Genomic DNA, 15,591 nt, shown 5'->3' with positions numbered 1-15,591 from the left:
AAGCGGGAGTTACGTTGCGATGAAGAGGGTGACGAACGCGATGATGATGAGCGTCTCCGGCAGGGCGGTGAAGATCAGCGCCTGCACGAACATGTCGTCGTCCTCGGCGACCGCACCGACCGCCGCCGCGCCGATCGAGCGCTGGGCGAGGCCCGTGCCGAGCGCACCGAGACCGACCGCGAGTGCTGCCATACCCTGGTTACCGATGGCTGGGCTGCCCTGCTGCAGTACGAGTTCCGTCAGTGCTGGGATGATTTCGAGCATTGGATGAGATTCCGTTGGCTTGGTCTTCCGACGGCCGAGAGTTGGTCCCGAAGTAGGCATAAAACTTCCTAAATCGGTCGAGAGACGCGCCCAGGTCCGTGGACTGTGACGTTGCGACGGACCGGAAAAAGAACACGAACGATCGGTCACTCTACCCCCGGTCAGCGGGGGACGAACGCTACTCGTCGGTGGTGAACCGACGGGCGTACCCGAACGGGTCGTAGGCGGCCCCGCTGCCCTCGTAGAACTTCGAGAAGAACTCGAAGTACTCCAGCCGGATCGACTGGATCCCCGCCGAGGTGACCCCCAGCAAGAGGACGACGAGATGGCCAACCAGCAGCACGACGACGGCGAGCAGGATCGACACCGGCCCGCCGTGGATCAACCCCGTGCCGAGCGCGCCGAGGAGTTCGGCCTCCTCGGGGATGTGGCCGGGATCGTAGATGAAGTGGTACTCGCCCTCGGTGACGTACACCCCGAGCACGAGGAGGTTGACCGCAAAGGCCATCCCCGCCTTCGCCAGCAACACAGCGGCGATCCGGAGGTACGACAGCACGTGTGCGAGCACCTGGTGAGCCTCGACGAGCTCGTGGGTCGGACCGACGGCCAACAGCCCGAGACCGGCGAAGAACGCAACGCCGCCGACGATCCCGACCCACGCCGGGAAGCCGGTGAAGCCGAGCTCGAACGCCGCCACATCACCGCTGCTGAACACCTCGAAGAGGAGGTCGGGCTTCGACCCGTCGAACAGCCGGCTGAAGATGAACAGCCAGAGCCCGTTCAGTGCGAGCAGCCACGAGCCGGTCTCCTTCAGCGCGTCGGCGAACCCGTGGAAGGTGTACTCCTCGATGAACTCGAAGATCCACGCGAGATTGAGGTGAAGGATCCCGAACAGTGCGGTGACGACGAACCACGTCCGGGCCCAGTAGCTGGTCGCGGGCGAGAGCCCCTTCTCGATCGGCGCGTGCGAGAGGCCGACGACGCCTTCCCAGAGATACGTCGAGACCAGATGCAGTCCGAAGATCTCGCCGTAGAGCACGCCGAACACGGTCGTCGAGATGCCGGCCGCGAGCGCGACCGCACCGAACCGCTGGTACGTGTCGGAGTCGAAGCCGTTGTACACCCAGTAGCCGATCCCGGTGTAGATCAGCCCGTAGCCGACGTCGCCGATCATGAACCCGAACATCAGCGGGAACGTCAGGAACAGGATGATCGTCGGATCGAACTCGGCGTACGACGGCCGCCCGACCGCCTTCGTCAGGAGTTCGAACGGCCGTACTCCCTTCGGGTTCTTCTGGACGACCGGCGGCTCGCCGTCGGCCATCCGGGCTTCGGTCCCACCGTCGGACTCGCTTCGCTCGATCGGCGAGGATCGCCTCGCTTCGCTCGGCTCACCCCCATCCGCTTCAAGTCGGTCGTCCGATTCGTTTTCGTCGTCCAGCGGCTGCAGCCCGCTCGACTGCTTGCTGTCAGCGTTCCCACCGTCAGCAGCGGTTTCGGGGTCGCCTACACCGGGTTCGGTCGGGCCGGTCGGTTCGCGGTCGGCGACCTGGCCGCTGCTGTCGTAGGCGGCACGTTCGAGCTCCTCGACCTCGCAGTGCTCGCCGACGCTGGCTTCGAGCGCCTCCGCGAGATCGACGAACTGCTCGGTCGGGAGCCAGCCCTCGGCCACGAACGCGTTCTTCGTGGTGGCGAAGGCGAGCGGGATCTCGCGCTTCTCGACCTCGATGGTGAGCTGTTCTTCGGCCGCGAGCAGGAAGTCGCCGTGTTTCTCGCGGAGGTCGTCGAGCTCGGCCTCGACGGACTCGATCTCGCGATCGAGCTCCGCACGGCGATCGTCGAGGTCGTCGAGATACGCTGCGGGACTCTTTTCGGCGTCGGGGACCTCGATGGCCGCGAACTCCGCACCGACGAGCGCGTCTTCGAGCACGTCGCTCGATCCCGATGTCGGGTGCGCGAACACCGCGACCACGCCGTCCTCGGCGAACGTCTCGTACCGATCGACATCGTCGGCGGCGTCGAGCGTGTCCCGAACTGCTTGCTCGTCGCCCTCGCCGACGCTGGTTTCGAGCGAGTCGTACCCCGAGAGCAGATCGAGATCGATCCCGAGCGTTTCGAGCGGAGCCATCGCGCTGGCGCGCTCGTCGAGTTCGCGGCGCTCGTCACGGAGATCGTCGCGCCGATCGTCGCAGTCGTTGACCGCGCCGCGGACGCGTTCGAGCCGATCGGCGAGATCGTCAGTGTCGACGTGCTCGCCGGAGCCGTCGGGGTCGTCATCGAGATCGAGGATCGATTCGAGCGAGCGGACGGTGACGAGGCGTTCGGCGGCCGCGTCAGCGCCGGCGATCGGGTCGCCGGGTTCGAACCCCTCCCATGCGCCGTCGTAGTCGGTCACGTGGAGCAGGTTGAGATCGTGGGTGGTCTCAATCACGTCGTCGAGCACGCGCTTTGCGCCCGTGATCGACACCCGGCTCATCCGCTCTGGCCTAAGCATGAACCCTCTCTTCGAACTCGATGACGACGTACTCGGCCACGTCGTCGACGTTCTCCCTCGCGCGCGATTCGAGCTGCTCGCGCTCTTGTGCACCCGATTCGAGGATTGCCTCGCTCTCGGCCTCGATCTCCTCGCGCGCCGCATCGAGGCGCTCGGATTCGAGCTTGTCGGCCTCCTCGCGGGCGGATTCGCGGGTTTCCTCGGCCTCGCGCTCGGCCTCGGCGATGCGCTCCTCACGGTCTTCCTCGGCGGATTCGACGATCTCCTCGGCCTCGCGCTCGGCCGCCTGGATTCGGTCGAGAACCTCTGGCCTCGCCATAATCTTGTCTGAGCGGCCCTTGTGCGAGCGCCTATTTGGTAGTTGCGAATACCGTGTGGAGTACGGCAGCGTCCCGTCGGTTGGCGAGTCGCCCTACTGATGTGTAGGGCCGGTGGCGCGCGGGAGGGCGTCTCCGACGCCCGACTCGTGCGAGGTCTGCGCGAGCGGTGCGAGCGGAGCGAATCGGTTGGGGAGGGAGTGGTCTGTGGCCACTCATTTGTGACGGGATAGGGGCGGACGAACCAGTACCGTGGTTACTCAAAACCGATCGAAAGCACTTATTCAGGAACGCGCGCGATCGTCGTGATTGCCCGCGGACTGCCGGGGCGGGCCTGCTGGATGTGATGCTCGAAATCCTCGAAGCCCGCCGCGTCGAACATCCGATCGGCTTCGTCCTCGTCGTAAAACAGCATGATCGCGTCGGCGAGCCGGCCGAACATCGACGACGTCGGCGCGTCGGGACCGACCACGAGCACGCCGCCGCCCGGCTCCACCACCCGGCGGAACTCGGCGAGCGCGGCGACCGGATCGGGCCAGTATTCGATCGATCCCGACGACCAGACCGCGTCGAAGGTGTCGTCGGCGAAGGGGAGCCGCTCGGCGTCGCCCCGATAAAATCGGACCTGATCGGTTTTCCCGAACTTCTCCCACGCGCGTTCGAGCTGGTGGCTGCTCTGATCGAGGCCGTGGACGTTGTCGGTGCGTTCGAGCAGGCCCTCGGTGGCAAAACCCGTGCCACAGCCCACGTCGAGCACCCGATCGTCGGGCGCGGGATCGAGCCAGTCGATGGCTTCGGCCCGCATCGTCTCGTTCCAGATGAACGGGTTGATCTCGTCGTAGACTCGGGAGAGATACTTGTAAAACACCCGCGCACGCGCCTTGTCTTCGAGCACTCCCATTGGTCACGGATTCGCCGGCTGTCGGCATAACTCTGGGGTATCTGTTTTCAGACAACCCGTCTAAGAGCGATCCGCACCGACGATACAACGAATCACGATCCAAGTGAGAGACCGCAGGCCACACCCTCCCCAACCGATTCGCCCCGTTCGCGTCGCTCACTCCGCTCATCCCTCGCGCGAGTCGCACGCCGCTGGCGTGCTCCCGCGCGCCACCGGCCCCAAACAGTTCTAATCGAAGACAGCCCAAATCATGCTCGCGCCGTGGCAGCCGCTGTTCCGTTGACATAGAATTTGACGGTTACTTCTGATCCGGGAGTGGGTTGTGGAGTATTTGAGGCAGCGATCGTTAGTGATGCCTTCTCACCCGCCATCCAGGTTTTGTTTGCGGTGTTACTGTTGAAGGGCCCTTCAGGACCAGACACGAACCCTGTCTTCGAAAAGAATGGAACATCTGGTTGGTGTTTGATGGACTGTCCATCAACGAACACCCGAACAGTGAGATCACGTGTGTCGATCGGATCACCACTTTCATGCACGAAAGTGAATTTTGGATTGCCATATTGATCGCCGTTTCCCCTATCAGCGGAGATCACAGCACTCGGCCCATCGTCTGTCTGCCCGCCGATCCCGACGACGAACACCGCGACGACACCGGCGAGCGTGACGACGACGGCGAGCATGAGAACGACGCCAACCACCGGGGCGACTGCACGGCGTGACACGCCACGCGGTAGTTCCGGTCTCGTATTTCAACCTTCGGCGGCGTGGGCGATTACGGCGAGGCGGGGGCGACGAGCGTCTGGTTCGTTGCGACGGCCGCGCTCGTCTCGACCCGCATGGACGATCCGTTCACGCGGGCCGTCACCGTGACGTTTCCGCGCGGTGCGACCGTCCACAGGCGGCCATCGGGTCCGGTTTCGCCCACCGTTCGGTTCTCGACCGTCACGGTGCCGTCGAGCCGTTTGCCGCTCTCGGTCGTCAGGAACACTTCGAGCGGACCGCTCGGGTGGGTGCGATTGACCACGAGTCGCCGGTTTTCGGTTGTGGTGGTCACCGGTGCGGCCGTCGGCAGCCGCGTCAGGGTCTTCTGCTGGTGTTCGACGAACACCTGGCTGGTGTTCTGATCGAGATACGCCGTGAGTCGGCCGTGGTCGTGCGAGAAGCGGAATCGGGAGATGCCGACTTGCTGGACGTTGCGCTGGCCTTTGGACCCGGAGTTGTTCTCGGCCCAGGGGTACAACGTCGCGCGTCGGTTGCGCACGTCCGTGTTGTTCTCGACGCTGCCCGCGGTGGCGTTGCGTTCACCCGGGAGATACGCCTCGCGAGAGTACTGTCCGTCGTCGACGGTCGCCAACACGACCCCATCGGCCGTCGTCTCGGCGTACACCCAGAGGGGTTCGAGGCGCTCCTCGCGGGTCGGGCCGATCCGGGCGACGCCGGACGGAACGTCGCTATCGACGGGGACCGTGTTCTCCCCGCGGAGCGCCGTTGTGATCCGATCGCGGACGGGCCCGCCGAACGGAGCGAGTTCGAACTGCCGGTTCTGTGCCCAGTTGATCACCGACGTACCGTCGATCGTCGACCGTGGGACCGAGTCCGCACGTCGCTGGAGCTCCCCGACGGCCGTTTCGAGCCGGTCGGCCGCAGCGCCGATCCGCGCGAGATCACGGAGAAACGCCTGTCCGGACAGCGATCCGTTGTTGTAGGCCGTGATCGTGGTGGCCTGTCGATCGTGGAGTGTCTCGATCCGCTCGTCGATTCGGGCGGCAGTCGCCTCGATCTGCTCGTGACGTGCCGCCACGGACTCGGTGTCCGAGAAGCGCTGTCGGAGCAGCTCCTGTTGAAACCGGCCGTCGAGCTGCTGGGTTTCGAGTGCGAGCGTTCCCGAAACGTCGATCGTCGCGCCATTGTACGCCGCGGTTTCGAGCGCATCGGGAGCGATACGGAGATACGAGGTCGTCTCGGTCGCCGGCGTGACCGGGGCCACCGAACTGGCGCGAGCCCCGTCCGGCGGGTGTGAAGCCGGAGCCGCGAGCGCGACCGGCGCGAGGACACAGCAGAGAGCGAGCACGAGTGCGATCGCGCGGCGCATCGGATGGACAGTCCGTCCCCGGTGCTATTAAAATCCCGGCCGAAACGTGGCTCGGGGGGGTCCGTACACGGAGATCCAGGGGATGAAAAGGGTTTTCGTGTCGGCCCGAGCAGAGTCGGGTATGCGTTTTCGGGCGGTGCTGTGCGCGCTCCTCGCCACCGTCGTCGCCGTCACCGCCGTCGGGCCGGCGATCGTGTACGGCCAGCCCGGGTCGGCCGTCGATCAGGCGGCGTCGCCGACCGACAGCGCCGACGCCGCCACGACCATCGCCATCCAGCCCCGACCGAACGGCGACGCTCGGTTTCAGGTCTCGACGCGCTTCGCGCTCACCAGTACGAACGAGACCAGAGCGTTCAGAACGATCGCGAGGGAGTTCGAAGAGAGCACCAACACCGATCCGATCCCGACGTTTCGGCGCGCCGCGACCGCGGCGAGCAACGCGACCCGCCGGCCGATGAACGTCACGAACGTCAACCGAACCGCGACGATCGTGGGCCAGAACGACACCAGCAAGAACGACACCGGCCAGCTCGTGGTCGCGTTCACGTGGACGAACTTCGCCCGGCAGAGCGACGACGAACTGATCGTCGGTGACGCGTTCAACACCAGCCAGAGCACCTGGCTCCCGTCGCTCACCACGGAGCAGACGTTGCGCATCGAAACACCCCGAGGGCACACCATCGATACCTCGCCGATCGGGTACACCAATCGCACGCTCGTGTGGAAGGGACCCCGATCGTTCGCTCCCGGGGAGCCGCGGGTGGTCTACGATCGCAGCGGCGCACCGCTCCAGCCGACGACCGGCGAGAATAACGGAAGTGGCGATGGCAACGGCGACACCGGACCGTTCACAGCAGTACCGCCGCTCGTGCTCGGAGCAGGAGTGATCGTGCTCGGGGCGGGGGCCGTCATCGTCGGGGCGTACACCTGGACGCGACGCGAGACGGACGACGACGGGGGTGCACCAGACGTCGCCGATAGCGAAACCGGATCAGGGACGACGGCGGCGACAGCACAAACGAAATCGGAGTCGGACGCTTCCGCCGCGGCGACCGCCGACCAACCCGACGACGAACCGCCCGACGACGAACTCCTCTCTGACGAGGAACGTGTCGAACGACTCCTCGAACGCAACGACGGCCGGATGAAGCAGGCCTCGATCGTCGACGAGACCGGCTGGTCGAACGCGAAGGTGTCCCAGTTGCTGTCGGCGATGGACGACACAGGGAGAATCGAGAAGCTCCGGATCGGCCGGGAGAACCTCATCAGCCTGCCCAACCGCGACGATGAGAGGGTTTGACGCTTTCGGAACCGTTAACATTCGCGGGCGGCGACTCCCGCTCGATGAAGATCCTCATCGCGGTAACGGAGGTGGCCGAAGTCGAGGACGACTTCGAAATCGATGGGTTGGCAGTCGCCGATCAGTACCTCGACTACGACCTCAACGAGTGGGACGACTACGCCATCGAGGCGGGCGTCCAGCTCCAGGAGGTGGGTGAGGAGGTTGAGGTCGTCTCGGTCACGGTCGGGCCCGAACGCTCCGAGGAGACCATTCGGATGGGACTCGCGAAAGGCGTCGACCGCGCGATCCGGGTCTGGGACGACGCGCTCGAAGGAGAGGGTCAGCTCGGCGTCGAGACCAAGGCCGATATCCTCGCGGCAGTCGCCGAGGACGAAGACCCCGATCTCGTGCTCACGGGCGTCCAGTCGAACGACGACGCCTTCGGGGCCACCGGCGTCTCGCTCGCCGACGAGATCGGCTTCGAGTGGGCCGCGGTCGTCAACGATCTCGACCTCGAACCAGGCGACGATGTCGCCTCGGTCCACCGCGAACTCGAAGGCGGCGTCGAGGAACTGACCGACGTGGAGCTCCCCGCCGTCCTCACCATCCAGACCGGGATCAACGAGCCCCGCTACGCGAGCCTTCGGGGAATCCGTCAGGCCCAGTCGAAGGAGATCGCGCCCAAGGACCTCGCGGATATCGGTCTCGACGCGTCGGTGACCGAGAGCCCGATCACGCTCACGCAGCTCTACGAGCCAGAAACCGAGAGCGACGCGACGGTGTTCGAGGGGAGTCCCGACGAGGAGGCCGACCAGCTGGCTGACCTGCTTCGCGACAAGGGGGTGGTCGAGGGATGACGGTTCTCGCCATCGCCGAACACCGCCGCGGTGACCTCCGTGACGTGAGCTTCGAACTCGCCACCGCGGGCCGCGAACTCGCCGACGCCACCGACGGCGACCTCCACCTCGCCGTGATCGGCGGCGCGGTCGAGGAGTTCGCCGACCGGCTCGACCGCGAGGGCGTCGACGTCGTCCACACGATCGACGAGGGCGAGGAGTTCAACCACGACGTCTACACCCAGGCGGTCGCCGCGCTCTACGATGAGGTCGAACCCGACACGCTGCTCATGCCGAACTCGGTCAACGGCCTCGACTACGCGCCCGCGGTCGCCAACCGGCTCTCGCTTCCGCTCGTGACTGACGCGATCGACATCGAGAGCGACGGCGTCCTCTCGGTGACCCGCGAGAAGTACGGCTCGAAGGTCGAAACAGTAGTCGAAGTCGACGCCAACCGCGCAGCGGTGACGGTTCGGCCGGGCGAGTGGCCGCCTGCGGAGGGAACCAACGGGGCCGAAATTCAGGAGTTCGACGCCGAGATCGACGAGTCGACGGTGCACTCGACGGTGACGGGATTCCAGGAAGTCGGCGGCGGTGACGTCGACATCAGCGAGGCCGACGTGCTGGTGTCGGTGGGCCGCGGGATCGAAGAGGAGGAGAACATCGCGCTGGTCGAGGCGCTGGCGGACACGCTCGACGCGACGCTCTCCTCGTCGCGGCCGATCGTCGACAACGGCTGGCTCCCGAAGAACCGTCAGGTCGGCCAGTCCGGCAAGGTCGTCACCCCGGACGTCTACATCGCGATCGGGATTTCGGGGGCTGTCCAGCACGTCGCCGGCATGAAAGGCGCGGAGACGATCGTCGCGATCAACACCGACCCGAACGCGCCGATCTACGACCTCGCGGACTACGGGGTCGTCGACGACCTCTTCGACGTGGTGCCGGCGCTGATCGAGGCGTTCGGCGGCGAGCCACCCGAAGTCTGAGAGTTCTCGGCTACCGCCGATCGTCACGTACTTTCACGCCGGGTCTAAAGAGCGGATAATGGAGTATCTCGAACGCCGGCGGGCGATGGTCGAGGAGCGCCTCGAAGCCGTCTGCGAGGCGTCCGAGCCCGACGATCTCACGGCCCAGCTCGAACACGTCGCGCTCTCTGGCGGCAAGCGCGTCCGGCCCACAGTCACAGTTTTGGCCTGCGAGGCCGCCGGCGGGGAGGGCGAAGACGCGGTCGATTTCGCGGTCGGGATCGAGCTGGTTCACAACGCGTCGCTCGTGGTCGACGACATCATCGACGAGTCGGACGTCCGCCGGGGAACCGACAGCGCGTGGGCGGCGTTCGGTCACGGCTCGGCGCTGATCGCTTCCGATGGGTTGCTCGGCGAGGCGTTCGCGCTCTTTGCGGCCGACGAGCGCGCGATGGAGGTCGTGAGCGAGGCGATGGTCGAACTCGGAGAGGGCGAGGCGACCGAACTCGTCGCTCACCCCACCACCCAGGCGGAGTACATGGAGCTCGCCCGCCGGAAGACAGGGGCGCTGTTTCGCGCGGCAGCCCAGCTGGGCGCGGTCGCGGCCGACGCCGATGCGGCCACGGTCGAGGCGTTCGGCGACTACGCAGAGGGTGTCGGGGTCGCTTTCCAGATCCGCGACGACGTGCTCGACGCGACCGCCGACGCCGACGACCTCGGCAAACCGACGGGGCAGGACAGCGCGATGGATCGGCCCTCGCTCGTCGAAGTCACCGATCTCGCACCGGAGGAAGCGAACGACCTCGCGCGCCGGACCGCCGACGACGCGCTCGCGGCGCTCGATTCGGTCGCGATCGACGACGAGCAGGCCGAGGAGTATCTTCGAGATCTCGCGGAGTTCGTGGTCGTCCGCGAGCGGTGAGCGGCCGGCGGCCGCGGCTGGCGGTTGCGGCGGCTGTGCGGACCTGGCGTCTCGGTGAGCGGAGCGAGTCGAGGCTCAGGAGAGCGAAGCTCTCCTGGCGTCTCGTGTGAGTGAAACGAGCACGAGGCTTGTCGGAGGTTTCTCTGACAGCGGATGAAGGGCGAGCACCCGAAGGGTGCGAGGGCTTCGGTGGTGCGGTCTGCGTAGCGGTCCTCGGTGGATCGAGGGCGAGACCGTGAGCGAAGCGAGCGGTCGAGGGCTCGGGCGGTGCTGTGCGGGCAGGGCTAGTGGCAGTACCGCGAACGAGCAACGCGAGTGAGCGGGTGTTTTTAGTCCAGGTTTTTGCAAGTGGGGGTCGCGTGAGCGAAGCGAGCACGATCCCCCCGCAGTAAAAAAGTGGGGGTTCTAGGCAGGCTCGGGCACGCTCGGCGAGCGCGATTCCACGATAGCGAACGCGAGCGTGCTCACGAGGCCGAGCAGCGTTCCGGCAGTGAGCGCGACCGCCATGTACGAGAGGCCGACGTTCCCGAGGAGGTACGCGCCGACGCCGTGGAGGACGGCCGCGATCGCGAGCACGTAGAAGGGGGCGTTGAGGTAGCGCCACCGGAACCGCTCGGCGAGATACGTGTCGGTGATCCGGCCGACGCTGCTCGTGATCCCCGCCGCGGCGAACCACGGGACAGCACCGACGACGAGCGCGGCGGCGGTCTCGACGGGTGTCAGCACTCCCGTGCTTGCCTGGGCGGCGTCGAGCGTTCGGACACCGCTGACGCCGCCGATGACGAACAGCGCGAGCGCCACCACCGACGTGATGAGCATGACCCGACCGGCGTACAACCCGCTCCGTGCGCGCGCGACCGACTCGTCGATGGCCTGTTCGAGGCCGAGACCGCGAAAGAGGACGTACAGTCCGAGCAGCGCCGAGATGAGGCCGACAACCGTCGTTCCCGGAACCCCGAGCCGGCCGGCGAGCTCGACGAGCGGATAGATCAACAGCAGGATGCCGAGCGGAACCAGAATGGTGCCCCGCGTTTCGGGATCGTCGAGCACCTGCTTCATCGTGTAGTAGATCGATTCGAGGTTCTGGGCCTGGCGAACGACCACTCGTCGCACCCCATCGACCGGCAGCCGCGACCGAATCACCGGCAGCACCGACTCGTCCTGTGCGCCGTCGGTAACGACGATGGCGCGGACGTCCTCGCCGGTGGCGAGCCCCGCGAGGATCGTGTCGACCTCCTCGCCGACGCGGCGGTTGGCGGCGACGCCACCGCTCTCGACGCCCGCGACCGCCGCGACCTCGATCCGCTCGTCGGTGATGTCGTCGTGGATATGGAGGCCCTCGAACAACACATTGGAGTCCGAGTCCTCCGGGTCCGCAGTGGCGAGCGCGACCGCTGCGCGCTCGACCGCCTCGCGGCCGACAACGGGCGTCTCGACGCCAGCCTTCCGGCCGAGGTCGTCGTCGAGATCGACACACAGCACGAGCAGCATCGCCCGGGCGTACGCGATCCGGGGTTAACTGCTTTCCGTGCGAACGGTGCGGACGGTGTGGCGGGTGGGTGGTGGGCGGTGGAGGGCCGGTGTAGTGGTGGAGGGCCGGTGTAGTGGTGGAGGGCCGGTGTGGCGGTGGAGGGCCGGGTAGTGGTGGGGGACGGTGTAGTGGTGGGCGGCCGGTGTGGCGTCGAGTGGAGTCGTGCGGCTTTTGAGCGTCGGCCCCCGAGGAGGGGCTAACGAATGATCTCGAAGGGCTGTGAACAGTGTGCCAAAGGCGGCAAGATGGTGCTGTTTGTCTACGGCTACTGCGACCAGCGAGACTGCTTTTACTGTCCGCTCGGCGAGAACAGAAAGAACGTCACCGACGTCTACGCGAACGAGCGTCAGGTCGAGGACGACTCGGACGTAATCGAGGAAGCTCACCGGATGGATGCGCTAGGAACCTCGATCACCGGCGGTGAGCCACAGGAGGCTCTCGACCGGACCTGTCGCTACCTCTCGATGCTCAAAGACGAGTTCGGCGAGGACCACCACACCCACCTCTACACCGGGATCACGGGCGGGCGCGAGAACATGCGCCGGCTTGCGGAGGCGGGCCTCGACGAGATCCGCTTCCATCCACCGTACGAGCTGTGGGGCGACATGCATGGCACGGAGTGGGAGGAGATCCTCTACATCGCGCGCGAGGAGGGGCTGACACCCGCCTTCGAGATCCCCGGTATTCGAGCCGAAAGCGAGTTCCTCGAGTTCCTCGACGAGGGCGCGGCGGACTTCTGCAACATCAACGAGTTCGAGATGTCCGACGGCAACGCAGAACGGATGCAGGAGGCGGGCTTCGAGCTCCGCGAAGGGCACATGAGCGCGGTCGAGGGCAGTCACGACGTGCTCGATGCGATGGGCGACCACGAGAAGGTCTACTACTGCACCAGCGTGTTCAAGGACGCCGCCCAGCACCGCAACCGACTGAAGCGGATGGCGAAGATCGTCGGCCGCGAGTTCGACGACGTCACCGACGACGGCACGCTCGTCTACGGCAAGATCTGGGAACCCGTCGCGCGCCTCGCCGAACTCGGGGTTCCCGAGGAGTTCTACACCGAGAAAACCGACCACGTCGAACTCGCGTGGTGGCTCGCCGAGGAGATGATAGAGGAGGGCGACATCGGGAAGGGCGAGATCGTCGAGCAGTATCCGACGGCCGACGGCACGGTGGTCGAGCGGACGCCGCTAGCGTAGCATACGCCGCGCTTCGGCGGCGTTTCGCCGCGAGCGAACGGACGTGAGCGAGCGGGCCGAGGCGCGACTGTAGGGAGCGGCAAGGCTTTTGATCCAGATTTTGCCCGCGAAGGAGTGAGCAAAGCGAACGACTGAGCGTGGCAAAAGGTGGGGGTGTCTACTGTCGCCGTCTGACAGCGACGAGCGCGGCGGCGACGAGCGCGATCACCGCGACGACGACTCCGAAGCCGGGGCCGGTCAGGCCGGAGGTCGCGCCCGTCAGCCCGAGATACTCGTTGGCTTGACTGGTGTTCGCCGACGGCATCGTCCGGTTCCACGCGTTCGGCAGGTGGACCGACGTGTCGTCGTCAGCGTACGCGAGTTCGCGAACCTGTGATTCCGAGGCGTTCTCGGGGACGGCTCCCTCGACCCGGACGTAGGAGGTCGTGGTGCCGTTGTCGGTCCGGCCGACGACGCTCTGGACGTTCTGTCCGCCTTCCAGGGTAACGAGCGCGTCGCGCAGCGCCGTCATGTTCTCGAAGGCCGCACCGGTCTCCAGCTGCATCCGGCCGTCCTCGACCGAGACGTCCATCTGGGCCTTCCGGAAGCCCGCCTCGCGGAACGCCGTGACGTACTCGCGAGTCTGGCCCGCTTGCGGGCCGGTGCTGCTGTTCAGCATCTGATTCGTCGCCTGCTTGAGGAGGTTCTCGCCCGAGACCGACATTGCGGCGGTGACGTTGACGCGCTCGCCCTCGGTGGCGGCGTGAAGTTCGTATTCGAGGTTACTGCTCTCGATATCGCGGTCTTCCAGTTCGTCGACGTACGTCCCCCAGTTCTCGGTCCGAGACTGCGAGTCGAGGTCGACGCTGATCGCCTGCGGGGAGTTCTTCGTGACGTTCGCGGTGAACGTGCTCGTCCGGGTGAGGTTCGCGGCCTGCTGGGCCTCGAACTGCTTGCGGAGGCGTTCGATGCTCTGGTTGAACGACGCCGCACTCGTGGCTGCGGCGTTCGTGGCTGTCGCGTTCGAGGACGTCACGTTCGACGTGGTCGGCGTCGTCTCCGCGCTTGCGGGCATCGACCCGACGCCAGCCGTGTTCATCCCCGCCATACTGCCCTCGTTGAGCGCCTGCATATCGGTCGCTTCCGCGACGTCGAGCGCCGCGAGCACGGCCCCGTCGTAGTTGTCGAGGTCGGCGTTCATCCCGGCCTCGATCGAACCCTGACGCTGGTCGTATCGAACCGAGAGCTCGTTCACCGTGAGGTTCTGGAGGCGCTGGGAGACGTTACGCGCCTCCGAGCGGTTGAGATCGACGTCCTCGGCCGACGTCAGCGACGACGTCAGCTGGTCGGCAACCGCGCGTTCGATCCCCTCGTAGGTGACCGAGTAGTCGATGTCGAGCTGCGAGCGGCCCGACTCACCCTGGGAGAACGAGTACGAGTCGATCGTGAGGTCGGCCGAGCCGTTCATCGACTCGGCGAGCGCGACGTACTGCGACTGCAGCGTCCGTTTGGCCTGTTCGCGGGTTTCCCACTGTGACGCGGTGGCCTCGAGAACCGGCCGTTCCTGGGAGACGTTCAGCGTGTACGTACCGTTGCCCTCGGTGATCTCGTAGGACTGATGTTGGGGCTGCCCCAGCGGCTGGGTCAGCTGAGCGTTCGCCGAGAGATCGGCGTCGAACATCGAGCCAGTGGTCGTGACGTCGCCGGTGATCCCTGCACGCTCGATGGGCACCGAACGGGCGACGTTCTCGCCGGTGACGGTCGCTGCGGCGGAGACGTCCGAGCGCGCGTTCTCGTCGGTCCGCACGCCGGTCGCGTTCACCGAGAGGTTCGAGAGCGTCTCGGGACGGGCCATTCCCAGCGTGCCGTTGCCGGTGACGTTCTCGCCGGTCATGACCGCCGTGACGTTGGCCGCGAGATCGTCCGAGCCCTCCACATCACTCGCGACGAGCGCGTGGAACAGCCCCTCGCTGACGTTCAGGCCGTAGTTCGCCTGTGTGCCGTTCGCCGCCTCCTCGTAGGCGAGGACGGCGTCACCGTTGTCCTCGACGTAGACGTCGTCGGCCGGTGGGAGATCGACACCCGTCTCGGCCGTGGCGTTCGTCCCGTTCGCGCCGCCCGCATCGCTCTGTGCACCGACGATGCCCCCACCGGCGACGACGGTGCTCAGCACGACCAGGAGTGTGACGAGGACTGCCGCCGATCGGGAACGCGCTGTCATCGCCCGCTCCCACGGCCGAGCGCAGCAGTATCCGATCGGGCGCTGGCCGTCGAAATCGATACCGTATCACTCGCAGTTCGGTTCATGAAACACATCTCATACTAGCGCCCAATAAACATTTCTATGCGCCCCCGTTTCTTCGAGATCGGATTGCGGCTAATCGAAGCGCCGACACGGCCGGTCCGAAGATTCGATCGTACCGACAACCGTCTGTGCGTTATGCTGCCGGCGGGCGATAGCGGACAACGAGTCGGTGTCAACTGGGTTGTCCATCGGTTCGACTCTCCCACCGAAACAGTTCACTGAGAGGAGAGGAGCTGTATCACGGACGCCCGCCACGTGAGTGGCGGTGTGATGACCTGACGGCCGGAAGGGTGTCGTTGAAAACGAAGGAGTGGGACCGTCGTGATTCGAACACGAGTCCGACGCACCCCATGCGCCGAGGATACCAAGCTACCCCACGGTCCCGCGTCCCGAACCACGCCACCTCCGGGATTAAGCCCTTCGTTTCGCCCACGCGGAAGACCGACGGTCGACGGCCGGCGGCTGGACCGTGAAGGACGTCGAACCGAAGAACAGGCGATGCATTCA

13 protein-coding genes and 1 tRNA gene are annotated in these 15,591 nt (G+C 66.1%); 5 read left to right on the top strand and 9 right to left on the bottom strand.

Going from position 1 to position 15,591, the window contains the following annotated elements:
• Positions 1-9: 9 nt before the first annotated feature.
• The 6 genes from PHA81_RS05800 to PHA81_RS05775 form a co-directional block, all read right to left on the bottom strand.
• On the bottom strand, positions 10-264 hold the full coding sequence (locus PHA81_RS05800; RefSeq protein WP_005039611.1) for a hypothetical protein: 255 nt from the start codon (positions 262-264) through the stop codon (positions 10-12).
• A gap of 178 nt (positions 265-442) precedes the next feature.
• Complete coding sequence (locus PHA81_RS05795) at positions 443-2,758, bottom strand: V-type ATPase 116kDa subunit family protein (protein WP_193790496.1); 2,316 nt, start codon at positions 2,756-2,758, stop codon at positions 443-445.
• Positions 2,751-3,077, bottom strand: coding sequence for an ATP synthase archaeal subunit H (ahaH, locus tag PHA81_RS05790; RefSeq protein ID WP_005039616.1), 327 nt, complete (start codon positions 3,075-3,077; stop codon positions 2,751-2,753). The genes PHA81_RS05795 and ahaH overlap by 8 nt, the downstream gene beginning before the upstream one ends.
• A 278-nt stretch (positions 3,078-3,355) precedes the next feature.
• Positions 3,356-3,976 (bottom strand): methyltransferase domain-containing protein, encoded by a 621-nt coding sequence (locus PHA81_RS05785; RefSeq protein WP_005039618.1) that lies wholly within the window; start codon positions 3,974-3,976, stop codon positions 3,356-3,358.
• A gap of 248 nt (positions 3,977-4,224) precedes the next feature.
• On the bottom strand, positions 4,225-4,698 hold the full coding sequence (locus tag PHA81_RS05780; RefSeq protein ID WP_080510249.1) for a type IV pilin N-terminal domain-containing protein: 474 nt from the start codon (positions 4,696-4,698) through the stop codon (positions 4,225-4,227).
• Between the two features lie 50 nt (positions 4,699-4,748).
• On the bottom strand, positions 4,749-6,068 hold the full coding sequence (locus tag PHA81_RS05775) for a hypothetical protein (protein WP_005039623.1): 1,320 nt from the start codon (positions 6,066-6,068) through the stop codon (positions 4,749-4,751).
• 121 nt (positions 6,069-6,189) lie between these two features.
• Here PHA81_RS05775 and PHA81_RS05770 point away from each other — a divergent pair, with 121 nt between their 5' ends.
• From PHA81_RS05770 to PHA81_RS05755, 4 genes are read left to right on the top strand one after another with little or no spacing between them, the layout of a single operon-like run.
• A complete protein-coding gene (locus tag PHA81_RS05770) occupies positions 6,190-7,368 on the top strand; it encodes a hypothetical protein (RefSeq protein WP_005039625.1) in 1,179 nt (392 codons plus the stop codon).
• A 44-nt stretch (positions 7,369-7,412) separates the two neighbouring features.
• Positions 7,413-8,207, top strand: a complete 795-nt coding sequence (locus PHA81_RS05765; protein WP_005039629.1) for an electron transfer flavoprotein subunit beta/FixA family protein — start codon at positions 7,413-7,415, stop codon at positions 8,205-8,207.
• Positions 8,204-9,172, top strand: a complete 969-nt coding sequence (locus PHA81_RS05760; protein ID WP_005039631.1) for an electron transfer flavoprotein subunit alpha/FixB family protein — start codon at positions 8,204-8,206, stop codon at positions 9,170-9,172. Before PHA81_RS05765 ends, PHA81_RS05760 begins: the two co-directional genes overlap by 4 nt.
• Before the next feature lie 58 nt (positions 9,173-9,230).
• On the top strand, positions 9,231-10,073 hold the full coding sequence (locus tag PHA81_RS05755) for a polyprenyl synthetase family protein (RefSeq protein WP_005039634.1): 843 nt from the start codon (positions 9,231-9,233) through the stop codon (positions 10,071-10,073).
• Between the two features lie 405 nt (positions 10,074-10,478).
• On the opposite strand, the gene PHA81_RS05750 is transcribed toward PHA81_RS05755, so the two are convergent.
• Positions 10,479-11,564: a DUF373 family protein gene (locus PHA81_RS05750; RefSeq protein ID WP_005039635.1), complete on the bottom strand. Its 1,086-nt coding sequence runs from the start codon at positions 11,562-11,564 to the stop codon at positions 10,479-10,481.
• 243 nt (positions 11,565-11,807) lie between these two features.
• Here PHA81_RS05750 and PHA81_RS05745 point away from each other — a divergent pair, with 243 nt between their 5' ends.
• Positions 11,808-12,800 carry a radical SAM protein gene (locus PHA81_RS05745; RefSeq protein WP_005039637.1) on the top strand — a complete coding sequence of 331 codons (993 nt, stop codon included), beginning with the start codon at positions 11,808-11,810 and terminating at the stop codon, positions 12,798-12,800.
• A gap of 157 nt (positions 12,801-12,957) precedes the next feature.
• Here PHA81_RS05745 and PHA81_RS05740 read toward each other — a convergent pair whose 3' ends face one another.
• Entirely contained in the window at positions 12,958-15,000 is a 2,043-nt protein-coding gene (locus PHA81_RS05740; protein WP_273835761.1) for a PGF-CTERM sorting domain-containing protein, read from the bottom strand.
• A 395-nt stretch (positions 15,001-15,395) separates the two neighbouring features.
• Positions 15,396-15,468, bottom strand: a tRNA-Pro gene (locus PHA81_RS05735).
• Positions 15,469-15,591: the final 123 nt, after the last annotated feature.

Origin of the sequence: Halococcus sp. PRR34, from assembly GCF_028617175.1 — an archaeon.
Classification (GTDB): Archaea; Halobacteriota; Halobacteria; order Halobacteriales; family Halococcaceae; genus Halococcus; species Halococcus salifodinae.
Note: the sequence above shows the minus strand (reverse complement) of the source record. Positions and strands in the feature narration are given on the sequence as shown.